This is a genomic window from Streptomyces sp. NPDC055254 (assembly GCF_053606025.1).
Genome location: NZ_JBSGQV010000006.1, coordinates 27,559 through 44,609, shown reverse-complemented (window position 1 = coordinate 44,609; position 17,051 = coordinate 27,559). Strand labels below are relative to the sequence as shown.

Sequence of the window (17,051 nt, the reverse complement as noted above, 5' to 3'; positions counted from 1 at the left end):
CCGCAGTCCGAGCCCCCGACCGGTCTTCCGGTCGGGGGCTCGGACGTTCCCGTACGCCTGCTTGTGCGGGATTACGTAATGACGTAACTTCGTGGCATGGAGTTGGAGGAACGTGTCGCGGAGCTGGAACGCCGACTGGCCGCCCTGGAGGCGGCCGGCGCCGGCGCCGGCCCGCCCGCAGCAGGGACCGAGGTCGTCGAAGGCGACTTCTGGGCCCTGGAGGGCTGGAAGTCACGGCTGCCCGGCCTCGGTGCGGACCAGGGCGGGGTCCTGTTCACGGGCGCCGTCGCCCTGCCCACCGGGGAGCGGTACGAGTGGCAGCAGGGCGCCGTCACCGAGGACCTGCTCGACCCGGGGGCGGACGGCGGGCGCGTCGCCGATTCACTGGCCGCCCTCGGCCATCCCGTACGGCTGCGGCTGCTGCGCGAGATCCTCGCCGGCCGGCGGACCGCCGCCGAGCTGACCGGGCTCGACGGGGTCGGCACCAGCGGGCAGGTCTACCACCACCTGCGGCACCTGGCCGCGGCCGGCTGGCTGCACACCACCGGCCGGGGCCGTCACGAGGTCCCCGGCGGGCGCGTGGTCCCGCTCCTGGTCCTGCTGTCGGCCGCTACCCCATGAGGTGGATCATGCTCAAGTCGCTGCACGTGCTCTACCGGCTGCTCGTGATCCTCGCGTTCGTCCTGATCGGCGTCGACCTCGCGGTCGGACTGCCCTTCGGCACGGCGTGGTTCCTGCTGTGCGCAGGGGCCGGCGCGCTGTTCCACATCGCCGCCGGTGTCATGGCCGCCCGGCGCCCCCGCACCGGCGAGCCGCCGATCGAGGTCGAGCCGCCGGTGCGCGGTCTCTGGACGGTCCGCAACAGTCCGGCCGACAAGGTCCCCAGCCACGGCACGCACCGCCTCGGCCAGGCCTGCGCGATCGACCTCGCGGCCCAGCCGGCGCCCGGCTCCGGCCGCGAACGCCCCGCGTTCGCCGCGTTCTGGCCGCTGGTCCGCCCGAGCTCCGACTTCCCGGCCTTCGGCGCCCCCGTGTACGCCGTCGCCGACGCGACCGTGGTCCGGGTGAGCGACCGCTGGCGCGACCACGCGAGCCGCAACTCCTGGCCGGCCGCGCTCTACCAGATGCTGATCGCGGGCGGCTTCCGTGACCTGGCCGGGGCCGGCTGCGTCCTGGGCAACCACGTGGTCCTTGACCTCGGGGAGGGCCGGTACGCGGCCTACGCCCATCTGCGCCGGGGCTCCGCGGCGGTCCGGCCGGGCGACCGCGTCACGGCGGGCACGCTCCTGGGGCGGTGCGGCAACTCCGGGAACTCCACCGAGCCGCACCTGCACTTCCAGCTCATGGACGGCCCCGACCCGGACACCGCCCGGGGGCTGCCGTTCACCTGGCGCGGCGTGGGCGTCCCGCGCGGCGGTGAGGTGTTCGAGGCGGACGTGAAGGTCTGAGCCGGCGTACGGGCCTACGGCGGCGGCGGTCGGCGCGGGGCGACGGCGGCGGTCGGCGCGGGTCCGACGGCCGCGCCCGGCGCGGGGCCGCGAGTAGGGTCGGGGCATGCCGCCCACCAGGAAGAACCCGCGCACGTACGACCAGGCGAAGATCCGCGCCGCGGTCACCGCCCAGTTCGGACATGTCGCGGACGCCGTACGCGAGTTGACCCCGGAGCAGCTGGCGCGGCCGAGCGGCCTCGGGGAGTGGAGCGTGGCCGACCTCGCCGCGCACGTCGCCTGGATCGCGGACTCGCTGGCCGGCGGCCTGGAGCGGCCCCCGGCGGCAGCCGCCGAACTGACCCCGGCCCAATGGCCCTTCGCCACCGCGGCGCTCGCAGGGAAGATCGCCGACGCCGCCCGGGAGACCCTGGGCGGCGCCCCGCTGCCCGAGCTCTACGACCGGGCGGGCGCCCGGCTGGCCGCGGCGCTCGCGGCGCACCCGGGCGGGCGCGTCCTGGACCTGTGGATCGGCCCCATGACCCTGGCCGACTTCCTGGTCACCCGCACCGTGGAACTGGTGGTCCACACCGACGACCTGAACCGGGTCACCGGCCTCGACGTCCCCGTCGACCGGCAGGCGCTCGCCGCCTGCACCCGGCTGCTCGCCGACTCCCTCGCGCTCAAGGCCCCCGGCGGGTCCGTCGAGGTACGGGTGCCGCCCTTCGCGGTCGTCCAGTGCATCGAGGGCCCCCGCCACACCCGGGGCACCCCGCCCAACGTCGTGGAGACCGACCCGCTGACCTGGATCCGGCTCGCGACCGGCCGGACGACCTGGGCGGAGGCCCTCGACGCGGCCCGGGTGCGGGCCGGCGGCGAGCGGGCCGACCTGTCGGGCCTGCTCCCGCTGATGAGCTGAGCCGCCCGGGACCCGGGCGGAACCGCCCCGGCCGCCGCTCCGTCCCAGGGGCATGCGTACCTTCCGGAACGTCCGCGTCCGAGGCCACGTCCCCGTGGGCCTGGCCCTCCTCCTCACCCTCGCCGCCTGCGGCGCCCCGGCCGGGAGCGGGAGCGGCCCCGCCCCCGGCGCGTCGGGGTCCTGGACCGTCGAGTCCCTGACCACCGGGGGACGGACCCTGCACGCGCCCCCCGCCGCCCGCGTCGACTTCGCGGACGGCCGGGCCACGGGCAACTACGGCTGCAACTCCTTCACGGCCTCGGCGGTCCCCGACGGGACGTCCGCGCTGACCGTCACCCCCGGTGCGACCACCGCGATGGCCTGCGAGAACCAGGACTTCGAGAACGCCTTCGCCCAGCTGTTCCAGGGCCGGCTGGCCCTCGACCGGGGACCCGACCGGCTGACCCTGAAGACCGCCGACGGGAGCACCATCGCCCTCACCACCCGGCTCCCCGTCCCCGACGCACCGCTCACCGCGACCGAGTGGACCGTCGACTCCCTGGTCAGCGGCGAGAGCGTGTCCTCCGTACCCGCCGACGCGGCCGGCCGGGCGCGGTTCACCCTCGCCGCCGACTCCACCGCCTCCGGGAACCTCGGCTGCAACCGGTTCAGCGGCAAGGCCACCGTCGACGGCCCCTCGATCGGCTTCGGGCCGCTCACCTCGACCCGGATGGCCTGCGAGGGCGGGGCCGGCGAGGTGGAGCGGACGCTGACCCGGCTGTTCGCCGCCGGACCGCTCGCCTGGAAGATCGAGGGCCGGACCCTGACGCTGACCGCCCCCGACGGCACCGGCCTGACCGCGAAGGCGGCCTCCGCCGTGGAATGACCCCCGCCGCCCGGGCCGGGCCACCGCCCCGGCCCGGGCCGCCGGTCAGTTCGGGTACGGGAGCAGGCCCTCGTTCGTCCGCTCCCAGGCCGCCCGCAGCTCCGCCAGCCGGGCTGCCACGGGGCGGGGAAAAGAAAAGGGAAAGGAAGAGCCGGAAAAGGCGTGCGAGGCGTGTAACTACGCGCAGCTACGACAGATGGCGCTCGCGACACGGACCAGGTCCACGTGTCGGCGCTCGACGAGGGTGACGGCTCGGTCACCGAGGGGCTGCATGGTGCGGAAGCCTGTACGAAGCCACAGCCCCTGTCAACCAGGGCATTCCGGATATCGAGACGGTCACCCTCCGCAGGGGTTACCCGACTGTCCGCACTGTGATTTTCGCGGAGGGTCCCCAATTCGGACCAGTGGTCGATCTCGCCTACACTCGGAAGCGTGCCTCGTGGTGATGGACGACTCAACCACGACCTGCTCCCCGGTGAGAAAGGCCCCCAGGACGCTTGCGGCGTCTTCGGTGTCTGGGCTCCGGGTGAAGAGGTCGCCAAGCTCACCTACTTCGGACTGTATGCGCTGCAGCACCGCGGACAAGAGTCCGCGGGAATCGCTGTGAGCAACGGTTCCCAGATCCTCGTCTTCAAGGACATGGGCCTCGTTTCCCAAGTCTTCGACGAAACCTCTCTCGGCTCGCTCCAAGGTCATATCGCGGTCGGTCACGCCCGCTACTCGACCACCGGAGCCTCCGTCTGGGAGAACGCGCAGCCCACCTTCCGCGCGACCGCCCACGGCTCCATCGCCCTGGGTCACAACGGCAACCTGGTGAACACCGCCGAGCTTGCCGAGATGGTCGCCGACCTCCCCCGTCAGGACGGCCGTGCCACCCAGGTGGCGGCCACCAACGACACCGACCTCGTCACCGCCCTCCTCGCCGGCCAGACCGACGACGAGGGCAAGCCCCTGACCATCGAGGAGTCGGCCGCCAAGGTCCTGCCTCAGGTCAAGGGCGCCTTCTCGCTCGTCTTCATGGACGAGGGGACCCTCTACACCGCCCGTGACCCGCAGGGCATCCGCCCGCTGGTCCTCGGCCGCCTGGAGCGCGGCTGGGTGGTCGCCAGTGAGACCGCCGCACTCGACATCTGCGGCGCCAGCTTCGTCCGCGAGGTCGAGCCGGGCGAGCTCATCGCGATCGACGAGAACGGTCTGCGCACCTCTCGATTCGCGGAAGCGAAGCCCAAGGGTTGTGTCTTCGAGTACGTGTACCTGGCGCGCCCGGACACCGACATCGCCGGCCGGAACGTCTACCTCTCGCGTGTCGAGATGGGCCGGCGCCTGGCCAAGGAAGCCCCGGTCGACGCCGACCTGGTGATACCGACGCCGGAGTCCGGCACGCCCGCCGCCGTCGGCTACGCCGAGGCCAGCGGTATCCCGTACGGCTCGGGCCTGGTCAAGAACGCCTACGTGGGCCGGACCTTCATCCAGCCCTCGCAGACGATCCGCCAGCTCGGCATCCGCCTGAAGCTCAACCCCCTCAAGGAAGTCATCAGGGGCAAGCGCCTGGTGGTCGTCGACGACTCGATCGTCCGCGGCAACACCCAGCGCGCCCTGGTCAAGATGCTCCGCGAGGCCGGCGCGGCGGAGGTCCACATCCGGATCTCCTCGCCGCCGGTGAAGTGGCCCTGCTTCTTCGGCATCGACTTCGCCACCCGGGCGGAGCTGATCGCCAACGGCATGACGGTCGACGAGATCGCCACGTCGCTGGGCGCGGACTCGCTCTCGTACATCTCGCTCGACGCGATGGTCGAGGCGACCACCATCCAGAAGCCCAACCTCTGCCGTGCCTGCTTCGACGGCGAGTACCCGATGGAGCTCCCGGACCCGCAGCTCCTCGGCAAGCAGCTGCTGGAGACCGAGCTGGCCGGCGGCACGGACGCCGCCGACGCGCTCCGCCGCCCGTAGCCGGATCCCGGTCGGTCCGCACCCGCTCAACCTGCGCGGGGCCCTGTCTTTCAAGCTTTTCCCAGGGCCCCGCACCAACCGCAGTAACGACACGAAAGCTCTCTCCTGTCATGACAGAGAAGACCACCGGTGCCAGCTACGCAGCCGCAGGCGTGGACATCGAAGCGGGAGACCGCGCCGTCGAGCTGATGAAGGAGTGGGTGAAGAAGACGCAGCGCCCCGAGGTCCTCGGCGGCCTCGGCGGCTTCGCCGGCCTCTTCGACGCCTCCGCCCTCAAGCGCTACGAGCGCCCGCTGCTCGCCTCCGCCACCGACGGCGTCGGCACCAAGGTGGACATCGCCCGCCGCCTCGGCGTGTACGACACCATCGGCCACGACCTGGTCGCGATGGTCATGGACGACATCGTCGTCTGCGGCGCCGAGCCCCTCTTCATGACCGACTACATCTGCGTCGGCAAGGTCCACCCCGACCGGGTGGCCGCCATCGTCAAGGGCATCGCCGAGGGCTGCGTCCTCGCCGGGTGCGCCCTGGTCGGCGGCGAGACCGCCGAGCACCCCGGCCTGCTGGGCCCGGACGACTTCGACGTCGCGGGCGCCGGCACCGGCGTCGTCGAGTACGACCGGCTGCTCGGGGCGGATCGCATCCGTACGGGTGACGCCGTCATCGCGATGGCTTCGTCCGGCCTTCACTCGAACGGGTACTCGCTGGTCCGGCACGTCCTCTTCGACCGGGCCGGGATGGCTCTGGAGCAGGAGATCGCGGAGCTCGGGCGCACCCTCGGCGAGGAGCTCCTGGAGCCCACCAAGATCTACTCCCTGGACTGCCTGGCGCTCACCCGTACGGCCGAGGTGCACGCCTACTCGCACATCACCGGCGGCGGCCTCGCGGCCAATCTGGCCCGGGTGATCCCGGACCACCTGCACGCCTCGGTCGACCGTTCGACCTGGGCCCCCGGCGCGATCTTCGACCTGGTCGGCACGGCCGGCCGGGTGGAGCGGCTGGAGCTTGAGAAGACCCTGAACATGGGGGTCGGCATGATGGCCGTCGTGCCCGCGCAGTCGGTGGACGTGGCCCTGACGACCCTGGCCGACCGGGGCGTCGACGCCTGGGTCGCCGGCGAGATCGTCGACCGGGGCGCCCACACCGAGGGCGCGACCCTGACCGGTTCCTACGCGAGCTGAGCAGCACTGAAACCCGGTCGGGGGCCATGCCCCGGACCGGGTTTCAGTGTGTTGGCCTGCTGTTGTGCGGACGCTGTGGGGCGTCAAGCACCGCGACGGTGAGCCGACGGACCGGACTCTTCGTCCTCGTCGTCGTCATCGCTGTTGTACAGATCCGCGTACTTGGCGTACGGGTCGTCGTCGTCATCCAGATCGTCATCGACCTCGACCGGCTCGCTGACAGGCAGCGGCTCCGTCGGCGATGCGCCCAGCTCATTGGCCAGACGCGAGAGGTCAGTCCCGCCGCTGTTGTACTTCAGCTGGCGGGCGACCTTTGTCTGCTTGGCCTTGGCCCGGCCGCGCCCCATGGCTCGACCCCCTCGGTGACGGGGCTCGACGGCCCCAGAGTCTGACACGCGTTCATGGTTCGGAGCGGGCTCTCCGTGGAGAGACCGTCCGTAGGGGTTTAACGGTACCTGCTTCCGCGGCCCTACGGTACGCCGCCCGCATGACGCGCCCCGGTGCAGTACCAGCAAGGCACCCCGTCCTCGCTGGTCAGCTGCGATATTAACCCTTTCCTGGCGGGCGACCCGCCGAAGAGCAGTGAGTTCCGTCTCGCCGCATCCCCGGCGGGCCGCACCCGGCGGCCCGGAGGCGCCTAGACCGCGAGGGCGACGCGGGCCTCCGCCATGCGCTGCTCGGCGATCCGGTCGGCCGCGGCGGCCGGCGGGATCCCGTCCGCCTTCGCACGTGCGAATATGGCGAGCGTGGTGTCGAAGATCTCCGACGCCTTCGCCTTGCAGCGGTCGAAGTCGAAGCCGTTCAGCTCGTCGGCCACCTGGATCACCCCGCCCGCGTTCACCACGTAGTCGGGCGCGTAGAGGATGCCGCGGTCCGACAGGTCCTTCTCGACTCCGAGGTGGGCGAGCTGGTTGTTCGCCGCACCGCAGACCACGGAGGCGGTGAGCGCGGCCACGGAGTCGTCGTTCAGGGCGCCGCCGAGCGCGCAGGGGGCGTAGACGTCCAGGCCCCGGGTGCGGATCAGGGCGTCGGTGTCGGCGACCGCGGTGACCTTGCCGGGGTGGCGGTCCAGGACGCGGCGTACGGAGTCCTCCCGCACATCGGTGATCAGGACCTCGGCGCCGTCCGCCACCAGGTGCTCGACCAGGTAGTGGCCGACCTTGCCCACGCCCGCCACGGCGACCTTGCGGCCGCGCAGCGTCGGGTCGCCCCACAGGTGCTGGGCGCTGGCGCGCATGCCCTGGAAGACGCCGAACGCGGTGAGCACCGAGGAGTCGCCGGCGCCGCCGTTCTCGGGCGAGCGGCCGGTCGCCCAGCGGGTCTCGCGGGCCACGACGTCCATGTCCGAGACGTAGGTGCCGACGTCGCAGGCCGTCACGTAGCGGCCGCCGAGGGACTCCACGAACCGGCCGTAGGCCAGCAGCAGTTCCTCGCTCTTGAGGACGTCGGGGTCGCCGATGATCACGGCCTTGCCGCCGCCCAGGTCGAGACCGGCGAGGGCGTTCTTGTAGGACATGCCGCGGGAGAGGTTCAGCGCGTCGGTGACGGCCTCCTCGTCCGAGGCGTACGCGTGGAAGCGCGTACCGCCGAGGGCGGGGCCCAGAGCGGTGGAGTGGATCGCGATGACGGCCTTGAGGCCCGTGGCTCGGTCCTGGCACAGCACGACTTGCTCGTGGCCGCCCTGCTCCGTGCGGAACAGGGTGTGCAGGACGCCGTCGGTCATTTCGGTCACGGTGGTGACTCCCATGGGAGAGATGCGGCGGAATGGCGCCGGCCCTGCGGGTGGGGGCGGGCGCGCTGGGAGCAGCGTAAGACCTGCGGCCCGCGCGTAGGGGGCCCGTCCGCGGATCGAAACCCTCCCGGAGTACGCGCGGGCCCGGAGCACGGCTTCGCGGCGTCTCCCGCGACCTCCCGGCCCGGGGCCGCGGCGCCCGGGAGGTGAAGGAGTGCCCGAAAGGGGGGAGTACGAGGGCGTGAGCGAATCCACCGATCCCCTGCTGCCCGCCGCGCGCTCCGCGCCGGCCGTGCCCTACGCGTCCTACCTGCGCGTCTACGAGCCGCTGACGGCCTTTCCCGAGCCGGAGCGCACGCACTGGGCCGACTACGCCCGGCGCGGGACGACCCCGACGGCCCAGGACGAACTGCGCCGGTCGCTGGTGGACTTGGTGCGGGTCCCCGTGGTGGGGGTGCCGGCGCAGGAGAGCGCGGACGCGTTCACCGCCGAGGTCGACGGCGTGCTGCTGGTCTGCCCCTGGCGCACCCGGCTGCGCGGCTGGCTCGCGCTCCAGGAGCTGGTCGAGTGGTTCCCGCTGCCGGTTCTGGACGCCGCGCTGCCGCCGTCGGCGCGGCGACGGGCGGTGGAGGAGTACGAGTGCTGGCGCGAGCGGAACCCGGACGCGCGCCCGTGGATCCGTACCGGGGTGTGGCAGGTGCCGCTGCGCTGGTTCGTCCTGGTCGCCGACGAGGAGCGGGAGTACCTGCCGGGCGAGCTGCTGCGCTACCGGACGCCGATGGTGCAGGCGCGGCGGCGGCTGGCGCGGGCGCTGCGGACCCTGCGCGAGGCGGAGGGCTACGGGATGCTCGCCGACGGCCTGGTGGAGGTCGGCAGCTGGCTGGAGGAGTTCCACCCGAGGTCGATGGTCGAACTGGATTACGGGGGCCTGCTGCACGCGCTGCCGGCGGACCGGCTCGCGGCCGACCGCTCGGCCGGGGACCTGGCGGCGGGCATCGCGGCGCTGCGGGCGGGGGACCGGGAGGGGGCGGCGGAGGCGTACGAGGAGCTGGCGGAGCGCTGGAGGGCGGTCCGGGAGCGGCTCTTCGCGAATTAGGCGCGGAGGGGCCCCGGGGCCCTCGTGGCGTCGGTACGTACCGTGGCGTATCGGTCGATCGGCCATAAGTGGCTGATCAGAGGCTTGATCGTGGCATTTGGGACCTAGTGCCAGGACCTACGTCCCGATACGGGCCATTGGCCCAAGCGTGACGGACCGCACTAACTACACCCTTGCGCCCTTCCCCTACCCTCGTGCCAAAATAGGACAAGGAGTCCGGGGAGGGTTCCTTCCGCCCAACTAAGGGCGGAATGCTCAGCATTGCACTCTACGGGGGGTCTGACGACTCCTGATCGCTCTGTGACTGATCGTCACAGTGGGGTGACTGTCCGTTATGGGACGGTCCATCGGCTTCCGCCGCTGATGAACACCTCGGAGGGCAATTCCGTCGGTTTGGCCCTTCGGGCTGGACGGATGGTGTAGTTGTAGTGCCGAGGACAAGCCGTTCGTCCTATAACCGACTCGGCCCGCGTATGTCCATTTCGGGCAACGCGGGCCAAGGTGCAGAATTTAGAGGAAAGAACCGAGATGGTTCGGTTCTCCCGAGGAGGCCGCTCATGACCGCTCGCACCCCTGATGCCGAGCCGCTGCTGACCCCGGCTGAGGTTGCCACGATGTTCCGCGTGGACCCGAAGACGGTCACCCGCTGGGCCAAGGCTGGCAAGCTCACGTCCATCCGCACCCTGGGTGGACACCGCCGTTACCGCGAGGCTGAGGTCCGCGCACTGCTTGCGGGAATTCCGCAGCAGCGCAGCGAGGCCTGAGGTTCCGCAGCACCCCGCATTAACGGGTCGATATCGGGTCCCCCAATCCGATGAAACCCACAAGGCTTCATGCGACCGAACCTGCCCCACAGGTTCGCAGTCGTTCGATCGCGCTGGACTCCGCCGGGTCCAGCGCGATCTTTTTTATGTCCGGGTCGCGGCGTTTCCGAGTCTCTGGAGTGCCCTTCCAGAGGTAGGTGCAATGGCACATATAAAATCGAGAGTGCGTAGGGATGCGATAAAAGAGTGAGTCCCAAAAACTCGTGCGGTGACTCCCGTCACAGATGATCACTCTTGTACATGCGCCGATGCACCCCGTAATGGGGACCCGTGTCGCGCGGCGCATCACGCGAACGGGGGATTCCGGAAGGAAGTCGGGATGCCGCCGGGGGCGCGGGGGCGCGGGGGCGGCCGGGACGCGAGGGAGGCGGCGGAGGGGGTCCGTACGGGCCCTCCTGCCCTGCGGGGAGCCGCGCAGGGCGCCACGAGGCCGCGTGCGGTCGTGTGGACCCCGGGCAAGCGCCCGGCGGGGCCTACGTGCGCGCGGGGCGCCGGTCGCGCGACCGACGACTGGGCCGGACGGCGGGGCCCGACAGCTGGGCCCGGCGACTGGCGGAACGTCACCCGTCAACGCGTCAGGGCCCGTATCCCCAGAGGGATACGGGCCCTGACGTCACTGCGAACCTGACGGGACTTGAACCCGCGACCTCCACCTTGACAGGGTGGCGAGCTAACCAACTGCTCCACAGGTCCTCGATTGCGACCGATTGCTTGGCCGCGAATCAGACTGTACAGCAGCTCAGGGGGTGCGGTCGAACCGATCACGGGGCCGCCGCGTCCACCGCCTTCACGATGCGCTTGTCGGAGACCGGATACGCCGTACCGAGCGCGTGCGCGAAGTAGCTGACCCGCAGCTCCTCGATCATCCAGCGGATGTCGGTCACCTCGGACGGCACGGGCCGCCCCTTCGGCAACTGCTCCAGCAGCCAGGCGTACTCGTCCTGCATCTCGTGGACCTTCTGCATGCGCGTGGTGTCCCGCTGGACGCCCGTGGGCATCTGCTGGAGCCGCCGGTCGGCCGCCACCAGGTAGCGCATCAGGTCCGGCAGTCGGCGCAGCCCGGCGAGGGTCACGAAGCCGGCCGGCACGAGCGCCGCCAGCTGCGTCCGCACGTCCTGGACGTTGGCCACCAGCGCCAGGCTGCTGGTGGCCTTCACCCTGCGCTCGCAGGCCTGCCAGGCGGCCAGGACCTGCTGCACCTGGCCGACCGCCCGCACGGTGGTGTCCACCAGGTCCGCGCGCACGGCCTCGAAGAGCTTGCGGAAGCCCGCCTCGTCCCACGCGGGACCGCCGTGGTCCGCGATCAGCTTGTCGGCCGCCGCGGTCGCGCAGTCGTCGAACAGCGCCTGGACGGAGCCGTGCGGATTCCGGGACAGGGCCAGCTTCTGCTGGTTGCTCAGGTGGTCCGAGGCGAACTTCGCCGGGTTCACCGGGATGTTCAGCAGGATCAGCTTCCGCGTGCCCAGCCACATCGCCCGCTGCTGCTCGGCCTCGGTGTCGAAGAGCCGTACGGAGACGGTCGTCCCCTCGTCCACCAGCGCCGGGTACGCCTTCACGGGCTGGCCCGCGCGCCGGGTCTCGAACACCCGGGTCAGCGTGCCGATGGTCCAGTCGGTCAGCCCGCCGCGCTCCACGGACTCCCCGCCCGCCCGCTCGGCGGTGGCCGCGGCGGCCTGGGAGAGGGCTTGGCGGGCCTTGGGCTTGAGCCGCAGCCGCAGCGACTCCAGGTCCTTGTCCTCGGCGAGGTTCTTGCGGCGCTCGTCGACGATCCGGAAGGTGATCTTCAGGTGGTCCGGGATCCGGGACAGGTCGAAGTCCTCGGCCGACACCGGCACCCCGACCATCCGCCGGAGCTCGCGCGCCAGCGTCACGGGCAGCGGCTCCTGCAAGGGCACGGCCGTGTCCAGGAAGCGGGTCGCGAAGTTGGGCGCGGGCACGTAGTGCCGGCGGATCGGCTTCGGCAGCGAGCGGATCAGCTCGGTGACGACCTCCTCCCGCAGACCCGGGATCTGCCAGTCGAAGCCCTCGTCGGTGACCTGGTTCAGCACGTGGAGCGGGATGTGCACGGTCACGCCGTCCGCGTCCGCGCCCGGCTCGAACTGGTAGGTCACCCGGAACTTCAGCTCCCCCTGCCGCCAGGTGTCCGGGTAGTCGGCCTTGGTGACCCCGGCCGCCTTCTCGGTGAGCAGCATCTCGCGCTCGAAGTCGAGGAGTTCCGGCTCCTCGCGCTTCTTGTGCTTCCACCAGGAGTCGAAGTGCGCCCCCGAGACCACGTGCTCGGGGATCTTCTGGTCGTAGAAGTCGAAGAGGGTCTCGTCGTCCACCACGATGTCGCGCCGGCGGGCCCGGTTCTCCAGCTCCTCCACCTCGGTGAGGAGCTTGCGGTTGTCGGCGTAGAACTTGTGGTGCGTGCGCCAGTCGCCCTCGACCAGCGCGTTGCGGATGAACAGCTCGCGCGACACCTCGGCGTCGATCCGGCCGTAGTTGATCTTCCGCTGGGCGACGATCGGCACGCCGTACAGCGTGACCTTCTCGTACGCCATCACGGCGGCCTGGTCCTTCTCCCAGTGCGGCTCGCTGTACGTGCGCTTGATCAGGTGCTGCGCCAGCGGCTCCACCCACTCGGGCTCGACCTTGGCGTTCACCCGCGCCCACAGCCGCGAGGTCTCCACGAGCTCCGCCGACATGACGAACTTCGGCTGCTTCTTGAAGAGCGCCGAACCGGGGAAGACCGCGAACTTCGCGCCGCGGGCACCGAGGTACTCGTTCTTGTCGGTGTCCTTCAACCCGATGTGCGACAGCAGGCCGGCCAGCAGCGAGACATGCACGTGCTGCTCGGCCGCGTCGGCCTCGTTGACGTGGAAGCCCATGGTCTTGGCGACCGTGCGCAGCTGCGAGTAGATGTCCTGCCACTCGCGGATCCGCAGGAAGTTCAGGTACTCCTGCTTGCACATCCGGCGGAACGCGGAGGAGCCGCGCTCCTTCTGCTGCTCCCGGACGTAGCGCCACATGTTCAGGAACGAGAGGAAGTCGCTCGTCTCGTCCTTGAAGCGGGCGTGGTTCTGGTCGGCCTGCGTCTGCTTGTCCGAAGGGCGTTCGCGGGGGTCCTGGATCGACAGGGCCGCCGCGATGACCATGACCTCGCGGACGCAGTTGTTCTTGTCGGCCTCGACCACCATGCGCGCCAGGCGCGGGTCCACGGGCAGCTGGGAGAGCTGCCGGCCCATCGGGGTGAGCCGCTTGCGCGGGTCCTTCTCCGCCGGGTCGAGCGCGCCGAGCTCCTGCAGCAGCTGCACGCCGTCGCGGATGTTGCGGTGGTCCGGCGGGTCGATGAAGGGGAACTTCTCGATCTCGCCGAGTCCCGCCGCCGTCATCTGGAGGATCACGGAGGCCAGGTTGGTGCGCAGGATCTCGGCGTCGGTGAACTCCGGCCGGGAGAGGAAGTCGTCCTCGGAGTAGAGCCGGATGCAGATGCCGTCGCTGGTACGACCGCAGCGGCCCTTGCGCTGGTTGGCGCTGGCCTGCGAGATCCGCTCGATGGGCAGCCGCTGGACCTTGGTGCGGTGGCTGTAGCGGGAGATCCGGGCGGTGCCCGGGTCGATCACGTACTTGATGCCCGGGACGGTCAGGGAGGTCTCGGCGACGTTGGTCGCGAGGACGACGCGGCGCCCGGTGTGCTGCTGGAAGACGCGGTGCTGCTCGGCGTGCGAGAGGCGCGCGTAGAGGGGGAGGACCTCGGTGAGGCGCAGGTTCTTCTTGTTCAGCGCGTCCGCGGTGTCACGGATCTCCCGCTCGCCAGAGAGGAAGACGAGGATGTCGCCCGGCCCCTCGGACTGGAGCTCGTCCACGGCCTCGCAGATCGCGGTGATCTGGTCCCGGTCGCTGTCCGCCGCGTCCTCGTCGTCCTCCTCCAGGAGCGGGCGGTACCGCACCTCCACGGGATACGTGCGGCCGCTGACCTCGACGATCGGGGCGTCCCCGAAGTGGCGGGAGAAGCGCTCCGGGTCGATGGTCGCCGAGGTGATGATCACCTTGAGGTCGGGGCGCTTGGGGAGCAGGGTGGCGAGGTAGCCGAGCAGGAAGTCGATGTTCAGGGACCGCTCGTGGGCCTCGTCGATGATGATCGTGTCGTACGCGCGCAGCTCGCGGTCCGTCTGGATCTCGGCGAGCAGGATGCCGTCGGTCATCAGCTTCACGAAGGTCGCGTCCTGGTCCACCTGGTCGGTGAAGCGGACCTTCCAGCCGACCGTCCGGCCGATCTCGGACTTCAGCTCCTCGGCGATGCGCTCCGCGACCGTGCGGGCCGCGATCCGGCGGGGCTGGGTGTGGCCGATCATGCCCCGGACGCCGCGCCCCAGCTCCATGCAGATCTTGGGGATCTGGGTGGTCTTGCCGGAGCCGGTCTCGCCCGCGACGATCACGACCTGGTGGTCGCGTATCGCCTCGGCGATCTCGTCCTTCTTCTGGCTGACGGGCAGGTTCTCGGGATACGTGACCTCCGGCATCCGCGAGGCACGGCCGGCCAGTCGCGCGGCGGCCTGGGCGGCCTCCGCGGCGATCTCGTCGAGCACGGCCTGCTTGGCCTCGGGCTTGCGGATACGGCGGGCGCCTTCGAGGCGGCGGCCGAGGCGGTGCGCGTCACGGAGGGAGATCTCACCGAGAAGCGTCTGCAGGGCGGCGAAGGAAGTAGACATACCTGATCGAGGATCTCACCTGGGCCCTCCGGGTGGCGAACGCATTTGTCGGGCGGACCCGTACCATTTCGGGACGACTCCCCCGACTGTCCGAGTGAGAGGCCGCCCACCATGTCCCGCCCGCGCCGCGTCCGGTGCCTGCTGGCCGCCGTACTGGCGGTCCTGCTGGCCTGCGCGGGACCCGCGGCGGCGGCCCCGGCGGGCGGTCCGGCGGGCGGGTCGGTGGTGGCGGGGGCCTTGGCGGTTGGGCCGACGGCCGGTCCGGCGGTGGCCTTGGCGGCCGGGCCGACGGCCGGCCCGGCGGTGGCGGCCGTCCCGACCTCCGGCCCGGGCCGGGCGGCCGTGGACTCGGGGTCCGGGACCGTCTTCGCCGCCGCCCGGGACGAAGGGCCCGTCTGCGCGCCCGGCGGGCCGGGCCGCGACGGCGCCCCCGCCGTCCCGCCGCGCCCCGGGTCCGACCACGCGCAGGTCCCGGCGGCGCGGCCGGACCCCGACGGCGCCCGGCCGCGCGGGACGACGCCCGTACGGGTCCCCCTACGCGGCCCCGACCGGTCGGCGCCGGGCCCGGTGGAGCTGTCCGTGCTGCGGGTCTAGGAGGCGACCGGCGGATCACGCCGCGCCGGTGCCACCGGCACCGCGCGCCGATCCGCGAGGACCGCCCCGACAGCACGACCGCCCCGCGCATCCACTGGAGCACGTACCCGCATGTCGCCCTCCCCTTCTTCCTCTCCCTCTTCTTCCTCCTCCCGCAAGCCGCTGCTGATCGCGGCCGGCGTCGCCGTCGCCGCCGTCACCCTCGGGCTCGTCTCCTGGCAGGCCACCGCACCCGCCGACAAGGACTCCGGCCGCGCCGCCGGATCCGGCCCCGTCGCCGCCACGCCCCGTACCGACCCCGCCGCCGCACTCAAGGCCCTGGCCCGCCGCGAGGCCGGCGACAAGCTCGCCCTCGGCCGCGCGGACGCGCCCGTCGTCCTCATCGAGTACTCCGACTTCTCGTGCGGCTACTGCGGCAAGTTCGCGCGGGACACCGAGCCCGCACTGGTGAAGAAGTACGTCGAGGACGGCACCCTGCGCATCGAGTGGCGCAACTTCCCGATCTTCGGCGCCGACTCCGAGGCCGCCGCCAAGGCAGCCTGGGCGGCCGGCCGGCAGGACCGGTTCCCGCAGTTCCACGCGGCCGCGTACGCCGAGGGCGCCAAGGAGAAGGGCTTCGGCGAGGCGCGCCTGCTGGAGCTGGCCCGGGAGGCCGGAGTCCCCGACCTGGAGCGCTTCAAGGCCGACCTGGCCGGCGAGGAGGCCGCCGCGGCCCTGCGCAAGGACCGGGAGGAGGGCTACCGCATCGGGGTGACCTCCACTCCGTCCTTCCTGGTCAACGGGCAGCCGATCGCCGGGGCGCAGCCGGCCGAGGCCTTCACGGCCGCCATCGCCCGGGCCGCGGCGGCGGTCGGGGAATGACCGACATCGGCTACCTGGCCGCCCTGCTGGGCGGCCTGCTCGCCCTGCTCAGCCCGTGCGGCGCGCTGCTGCTGCCGGCCTTCTTCGCGTACTCGATCGATTCCGCCTCCCGGCTGCTGGCCCGAACCGGGATCTTCTACGCGGGCCTCGCCAGCACCCTCGTACCGCTGGGCGCGGCCGGTTCGTACGCCGGTCGGTTCTTCCACGGCAACCGCGACCAGCTCGTCCTCGCGGGCGGGTGGGTGATCATCGCGCTGGGGCTCGCCCAGATCCTGGGCCTGGGCTTCGCCCCGCGCCGGATCGCGGAGCTGTCCGGCCGGATCCGGCCGACCACCGCCCTGTCGGTGTACGCCCTCGGCGCGGTCTACGGGCTGGCCGGCTTCTGCGCCGGTCCGATCCTGGGCAGCGTCCTGACGGTGGCGGCCGTCAGCGGCAGCCCGGTCTACGGCGGGCTGCTGCTGGCGGTGTACGCGCTCGGGATGGCCGTACCGCTGTTCCTGCTGGCCCTGCTGTGGGAACGGTTCGAGCTGGGCCGGCGGCGCCTGCTGCGCGGCCGGGCCTTCACGCTGGGCCGCTTCGAGCTGCACACCACGTCGCTGCTGTCCGGGCTGTTCTTCATCACCCTGGGGGTGCTGTTCCTCGTCTACGACGGGGCGAGCGCACTGCCCGGGCTGCTGGACGTGGACGACTCGTTCGCGGTGGAGCAGCGGGTGAACGCGCTGGCCGCAGCCGTCCCGGACTGGGCGCTGCTCGGGCCGGTCGCCGGGGGCGCGGTGGCCTTCGGGCTGCTGCACCGGCGCCGCGCGACGCGTGCGACCCGGTCCGCCGGGGCCGTGCGGACCACGAAGACCACGAAGACCACGAAGACCACGGAGACCACGGAGACGCCGCAGACCACGGAGTAACGC

15 protein-coding genes and 1 tRNA gene are annotated in these 17,051 nt (G+C 71.8%); 11 read left to right on the top strand and 5 right to left on the bottom strand.

Annotated elements, in window-relative coordinates:
- The first annotated feature begins 96 nt into the window (after nucleotides 1–96).
- The 4 genes from ACWFQ8_RS08535 (at nucleotide 97) to ACWFQ8_RS08520 (ending at nucleotide 3,211) form a co-directional block, all read left to right on the top strand.
- Nucleotides 97–621 carry an ArsR/SmtB family transcription factor gene (locus tag ACWFQ8_RS08535; protein ID WP_453785444.1) on the top strand — a complete coding sequence of 175 codons (525 nt, stop codon included), beginning with the start codon at nucleotides 97–99 and terminating at the stop codon, nucleotides 619–621.
- An 8-nt stretch (nucleotides 622–629) separates the two neighbouring features.
- Complete coding sequence (locus ACWFQ8_RS08530; protein ID WP_453785443.1) at nucleotides 630–1,448, top strand: M23 family metallopeptidase; 819 nt, start codon at nucleotides 630–632, stop codon at nucleotides 1,446–1,448.
- Between the two features lie 106 nt (nucleotides 1,449–1,554).
- The gene (locus ACWFQ8_RS08525) at nucleotides 1,555–2,346 is read left to right on the top strand and encodes a sterol carrier family protein (protein WP_453785442.1); all 792 of its coding nucleotides are present in this window, start codon (nucleotides 1,555–1,557) and stop codon (nucleotides 2,344–2,346) included.
- A gap of 52 nt (nucleotides 2,347–2,398) precedes the next feature.
- Nucleotides 2,399–3,211, top strand: coding sequence for an META domain-containing protein (locus ACWFQ8_RS08520; protein ID WP_453785441.1), 813 nt, complete (start codon nucleotides 2,399–2,401; stop codon nucleotides 3,209–3,211).
- A gap of 177 nt (nucleotides 3,212–3,388) precedes the next feature.
- Here ACWFQ8_RS08520 and ACWFQ8_RS08515 read toward each other — a convergent pair whose 3' ends face one another.
- The gene (locus ACWFQ8_RS08515) at nucleotides 3,389–3,484 is read right to left on the bottom strand and encodes a putative leader peptide (RefSeq protein ID WP_351823933.1); all 96 of its coding nucleotides are present in this window, start codon (nucleotides 3,482–3,484) and stop codon (nucleotides 3,389–3,391) included.
- A 159-nt stretch (nucleotides 3,485–3,643) separates the two neighbouring features.
- Between ACWFQ8_RS08515 and purF the strand changes: the two genes are divergently transcribed.
- A complete protein-coding gene (gene purF / locus ACWFQ8_RS08510) occupies nucleotides 3,644–5,161 on the top strand; it encodes an amidophosphoribosyltransferase (protein ID WP_384540577.1) in 1,518 nt (505 codons plus the stop codon).
- A 110-nt stretch (nucleotides 5,162–5,271) separates the two neighbouring features.
- Nucleotides 5,272–6,342, top strand: coding sequence for a phosphoribosylformylglycinamidine cyclo-ligase (purM, locus tag ACWFQ8_RS08505; protein ID WP_453785440.1), 1,071 nt, complete (start codon nucleotides 5,272–5,274; stop codon nucleotides 6,340–6,342).
- 83 nt (nucleotides 6,343–6,425) lie between these two features.
- Here purM and ACWFQ8_RS08500 read toward each other — a convergent pair whose 3' ends face one another.
- Nucleotides 6,426–6,689 (bottom strand): DUF3073 domain-containing protein, encoded by a 264-nt coding sequence (locus ACWFQ8_RS08500; protein ID WP_453785439.1) that lies wholly within the window; start codon nucleotides 6,687–6,689, stop codon nucleotides 6,426–6,428.
- A gap of 290 nt (nucleotides 6,690–6,979) precedes the next feature.
- A complete protein-coding gene (locus tag ACWFQ8_RS08495) occupies nucleotides 6,980–8,074 on the bottom strand; it encodes a Leu/Phe/Val dehydrogenase (protein WP_453785438.1) in 1,095 nt (364 codons plus the stop codon).
- A gap of 241 nt (nucleotides 8,075–8,315) precedes the next feature.
- Here ACWFQ8_RS08495 and ACWFQ8_RS08490 point away from each other — a divergent pair, with 241 nt between their 5' ends.
- Together ACWFQ8_RS08490 and bldC are read left to right on the top strand one after the other, a co-directional pair.
- Entirely contained in the window at nucleotides 8,316–9,170 is an 855-nt protein-coding gene (locus tag ACWFQ8_RS08490) for a hypothetical protein (protein WP_453785437.1), read from the top strand.
- Between the two features lie 557 nt (nucleotides 9,171–9,727).
- Complete coding sequence (gene bldC, locus ACWFQ8_RS08485; RefSeq protein ID WP_003949541.1) at nucleotides 9,728–9,934, top strand: developmental transcriptional regulator BldC; 207 nt, start codon at nucleotides 9,728–9,730, stop codon at nucleotides 9,932–9,934.
- A gap of 679 nt (nucleotides 9,935–10,613) precedes the next feature.
- On the opposite strand, the gene ACWFQ8_RS08480 is transcribed toward bldC, so the two are convergent.
- Together ACWFQ8_RS08480 and hrpA are read right to left on the bottom strand one after the other, a co-directional pair.
- Nucleotides 10,614–10,687, bottom strand: a tRNA-Asp gene (locus tag ACWFQ8_RS08480).
- A gap of 68 nt (nucleotides 10,688–10,755) precedes the next feature.
- Nucleotides 10,756–14,688, bottom strand: a complete 3,933-nt coding sequence (gene hrpA, locus ACWFQ8_RS08475; protein ID WP_453785436.1) for an ATP-dependent RNA helicase HrpA — start codon at nucleotides 14,686–14,688, stop codon at nucleotides 10,756–10,758.
- 111 nt (nucleotides 14,689–14,799) lie between these two features.
- Between hrpA and ACWFQ8_RS08470 the strand changes: the two genes are divergently transcribed.
- From ACWFQ8_RS08470 to ACWFQ8_RS08460, 3 genes are all read left to right on the top strand, one after another.
- On the top strand, nucleotides 14,800–15,282 hold the full coding sequence (locus ACWFQ8_RS08470) for a hypothetical protein (protein WP_453785435.1): 483 nt from the start codon (nucleotides 14,800–14,802) through the stop codon (nucleotides 15,280–15,282).
- Nucleotides 15,283–15,393: 111 nt separating this feature from the next.
- Complete coding sequence (locus tag ACWFQ8_RS08465; protein ID WP_453785434.1) at nucleotides 15,394–16,143, top strand: DsbA family protein; 750 nt, start codon at nucleotides 15,394–15,396, stop codon at nucleotides 16,141–16,143.
- Nucleotides 16,140–17,048: a cytochrome c biogenesis CcdA family protein gene (locus ACWFQ8_RS08460; protein WP_453785433.1), complete on the top strand. Its 909-nt coding sequence runs from the start codon at nucleotides 16,140–16,142 to the stop codon at nucleotides 17,046–17,048. Before ACWFQ8_RS08465 ends, ACWFQ8_RS08460 begins: the two co-directional genes overlap by 4 nt.
- Nucleotides 17,049–17,051: the final 3 nt, after the last annotated feature.

What these genes read in the sequence shown, in the direction of transcription:
- ACWFQ8_RS08535 (WP_453785444.1), top strand. Translation starts at nt 97, where the DNA reads ATGGAGTTGGAGGAACGTGTCGCGGAGCTGGAACGCCGACTGGCCGCC.
- ACWFQ8_RS08530 (WP_453785443.1), top strand. Translation starts at nt 630, where the DNA reads ATGCTCAAGTCGCTGCACGTGCTCTACCGGCTGCTCGTGATCCTCGCG.
- ACWFQ8_RS08525 (WP_453785442.1), top strand. Translation starts at nt 1,555, where the DNA reads ATGCCGCCCACCAGGAAGAACCCGCGCACGTACGACCAGGCGAAGATC.
- ACWFQ8_RS08520 (WP_453785441.1), top strand. Translation starts at nt 2,399, where the DNA reads ATGCGTACCTTCCGGAACGTCCGCGTCCGAGGCCACGTCCCCGTGGGC.
- ACWFQ8_RS08515 (WP_351823933.1), bottom strand. Translation starts at nt 3,484, where the DNA reads ATGCAGCCCCTCGGTGACCGAGCCGTCACCCTCGTCGAGCGCCGACAC.
- purM (WP_453785440.1), top strand. Translation starts at nt 5,272, where the DNA reads ATGACAGAGAAGACCACCGGTGCCAGCTACGCAGCCGCAGGCGTGGAC.
- ACWFQ8_RS08500 (WP_453785439.1), bottom strand. Translation starts at nt 6,689, where the DNA reads ATGGGGCGCGGCCGGGCCAAGGCCAAGCAGACAAAGGTCGCCCGCCAG.
- bldC (WP_003949541.1), top strand. Translation starts at nt 9,728, where the DNA reads ATGACCGCTCGCACCCCTGATGCCGAGCCGCTGCTGACCCCGGCTGAG.
- hrpA (WP_453785436.1), bottom strand. Translation starts at nt 14,688, where the DNA reads ATGTCTACTTCCTTCGCCGCCCTGCAGACGCTTCTCGGTGAGATCTCC.
- ACWFQ8_RS08470 (WP_453785435.1), top strand. Translation starts at nt 14,800, where the DNA reads ATGTCCCGCCCGCGCCGCGTCCGGTGCCTGCTGGCCGCCGTACTGGCG.
- ACWFQ8_RS08465 (WP_453785434.1), top strand. Translation starts at nt 15,394, where the DNA reads ATGTCGCCCTCCCCTTCTTCCTCTCCCTCTTCTTCCTCCTCCCGCAAG.
- ACWFQ8_RS08460 (WP_453785433.1), top strand. Translation starts at nt 16,140, where the DNA reads ATGACCGACATCGGCTACCTGGCCGCCCTGCTGGGCGGCCTGCTCGCC.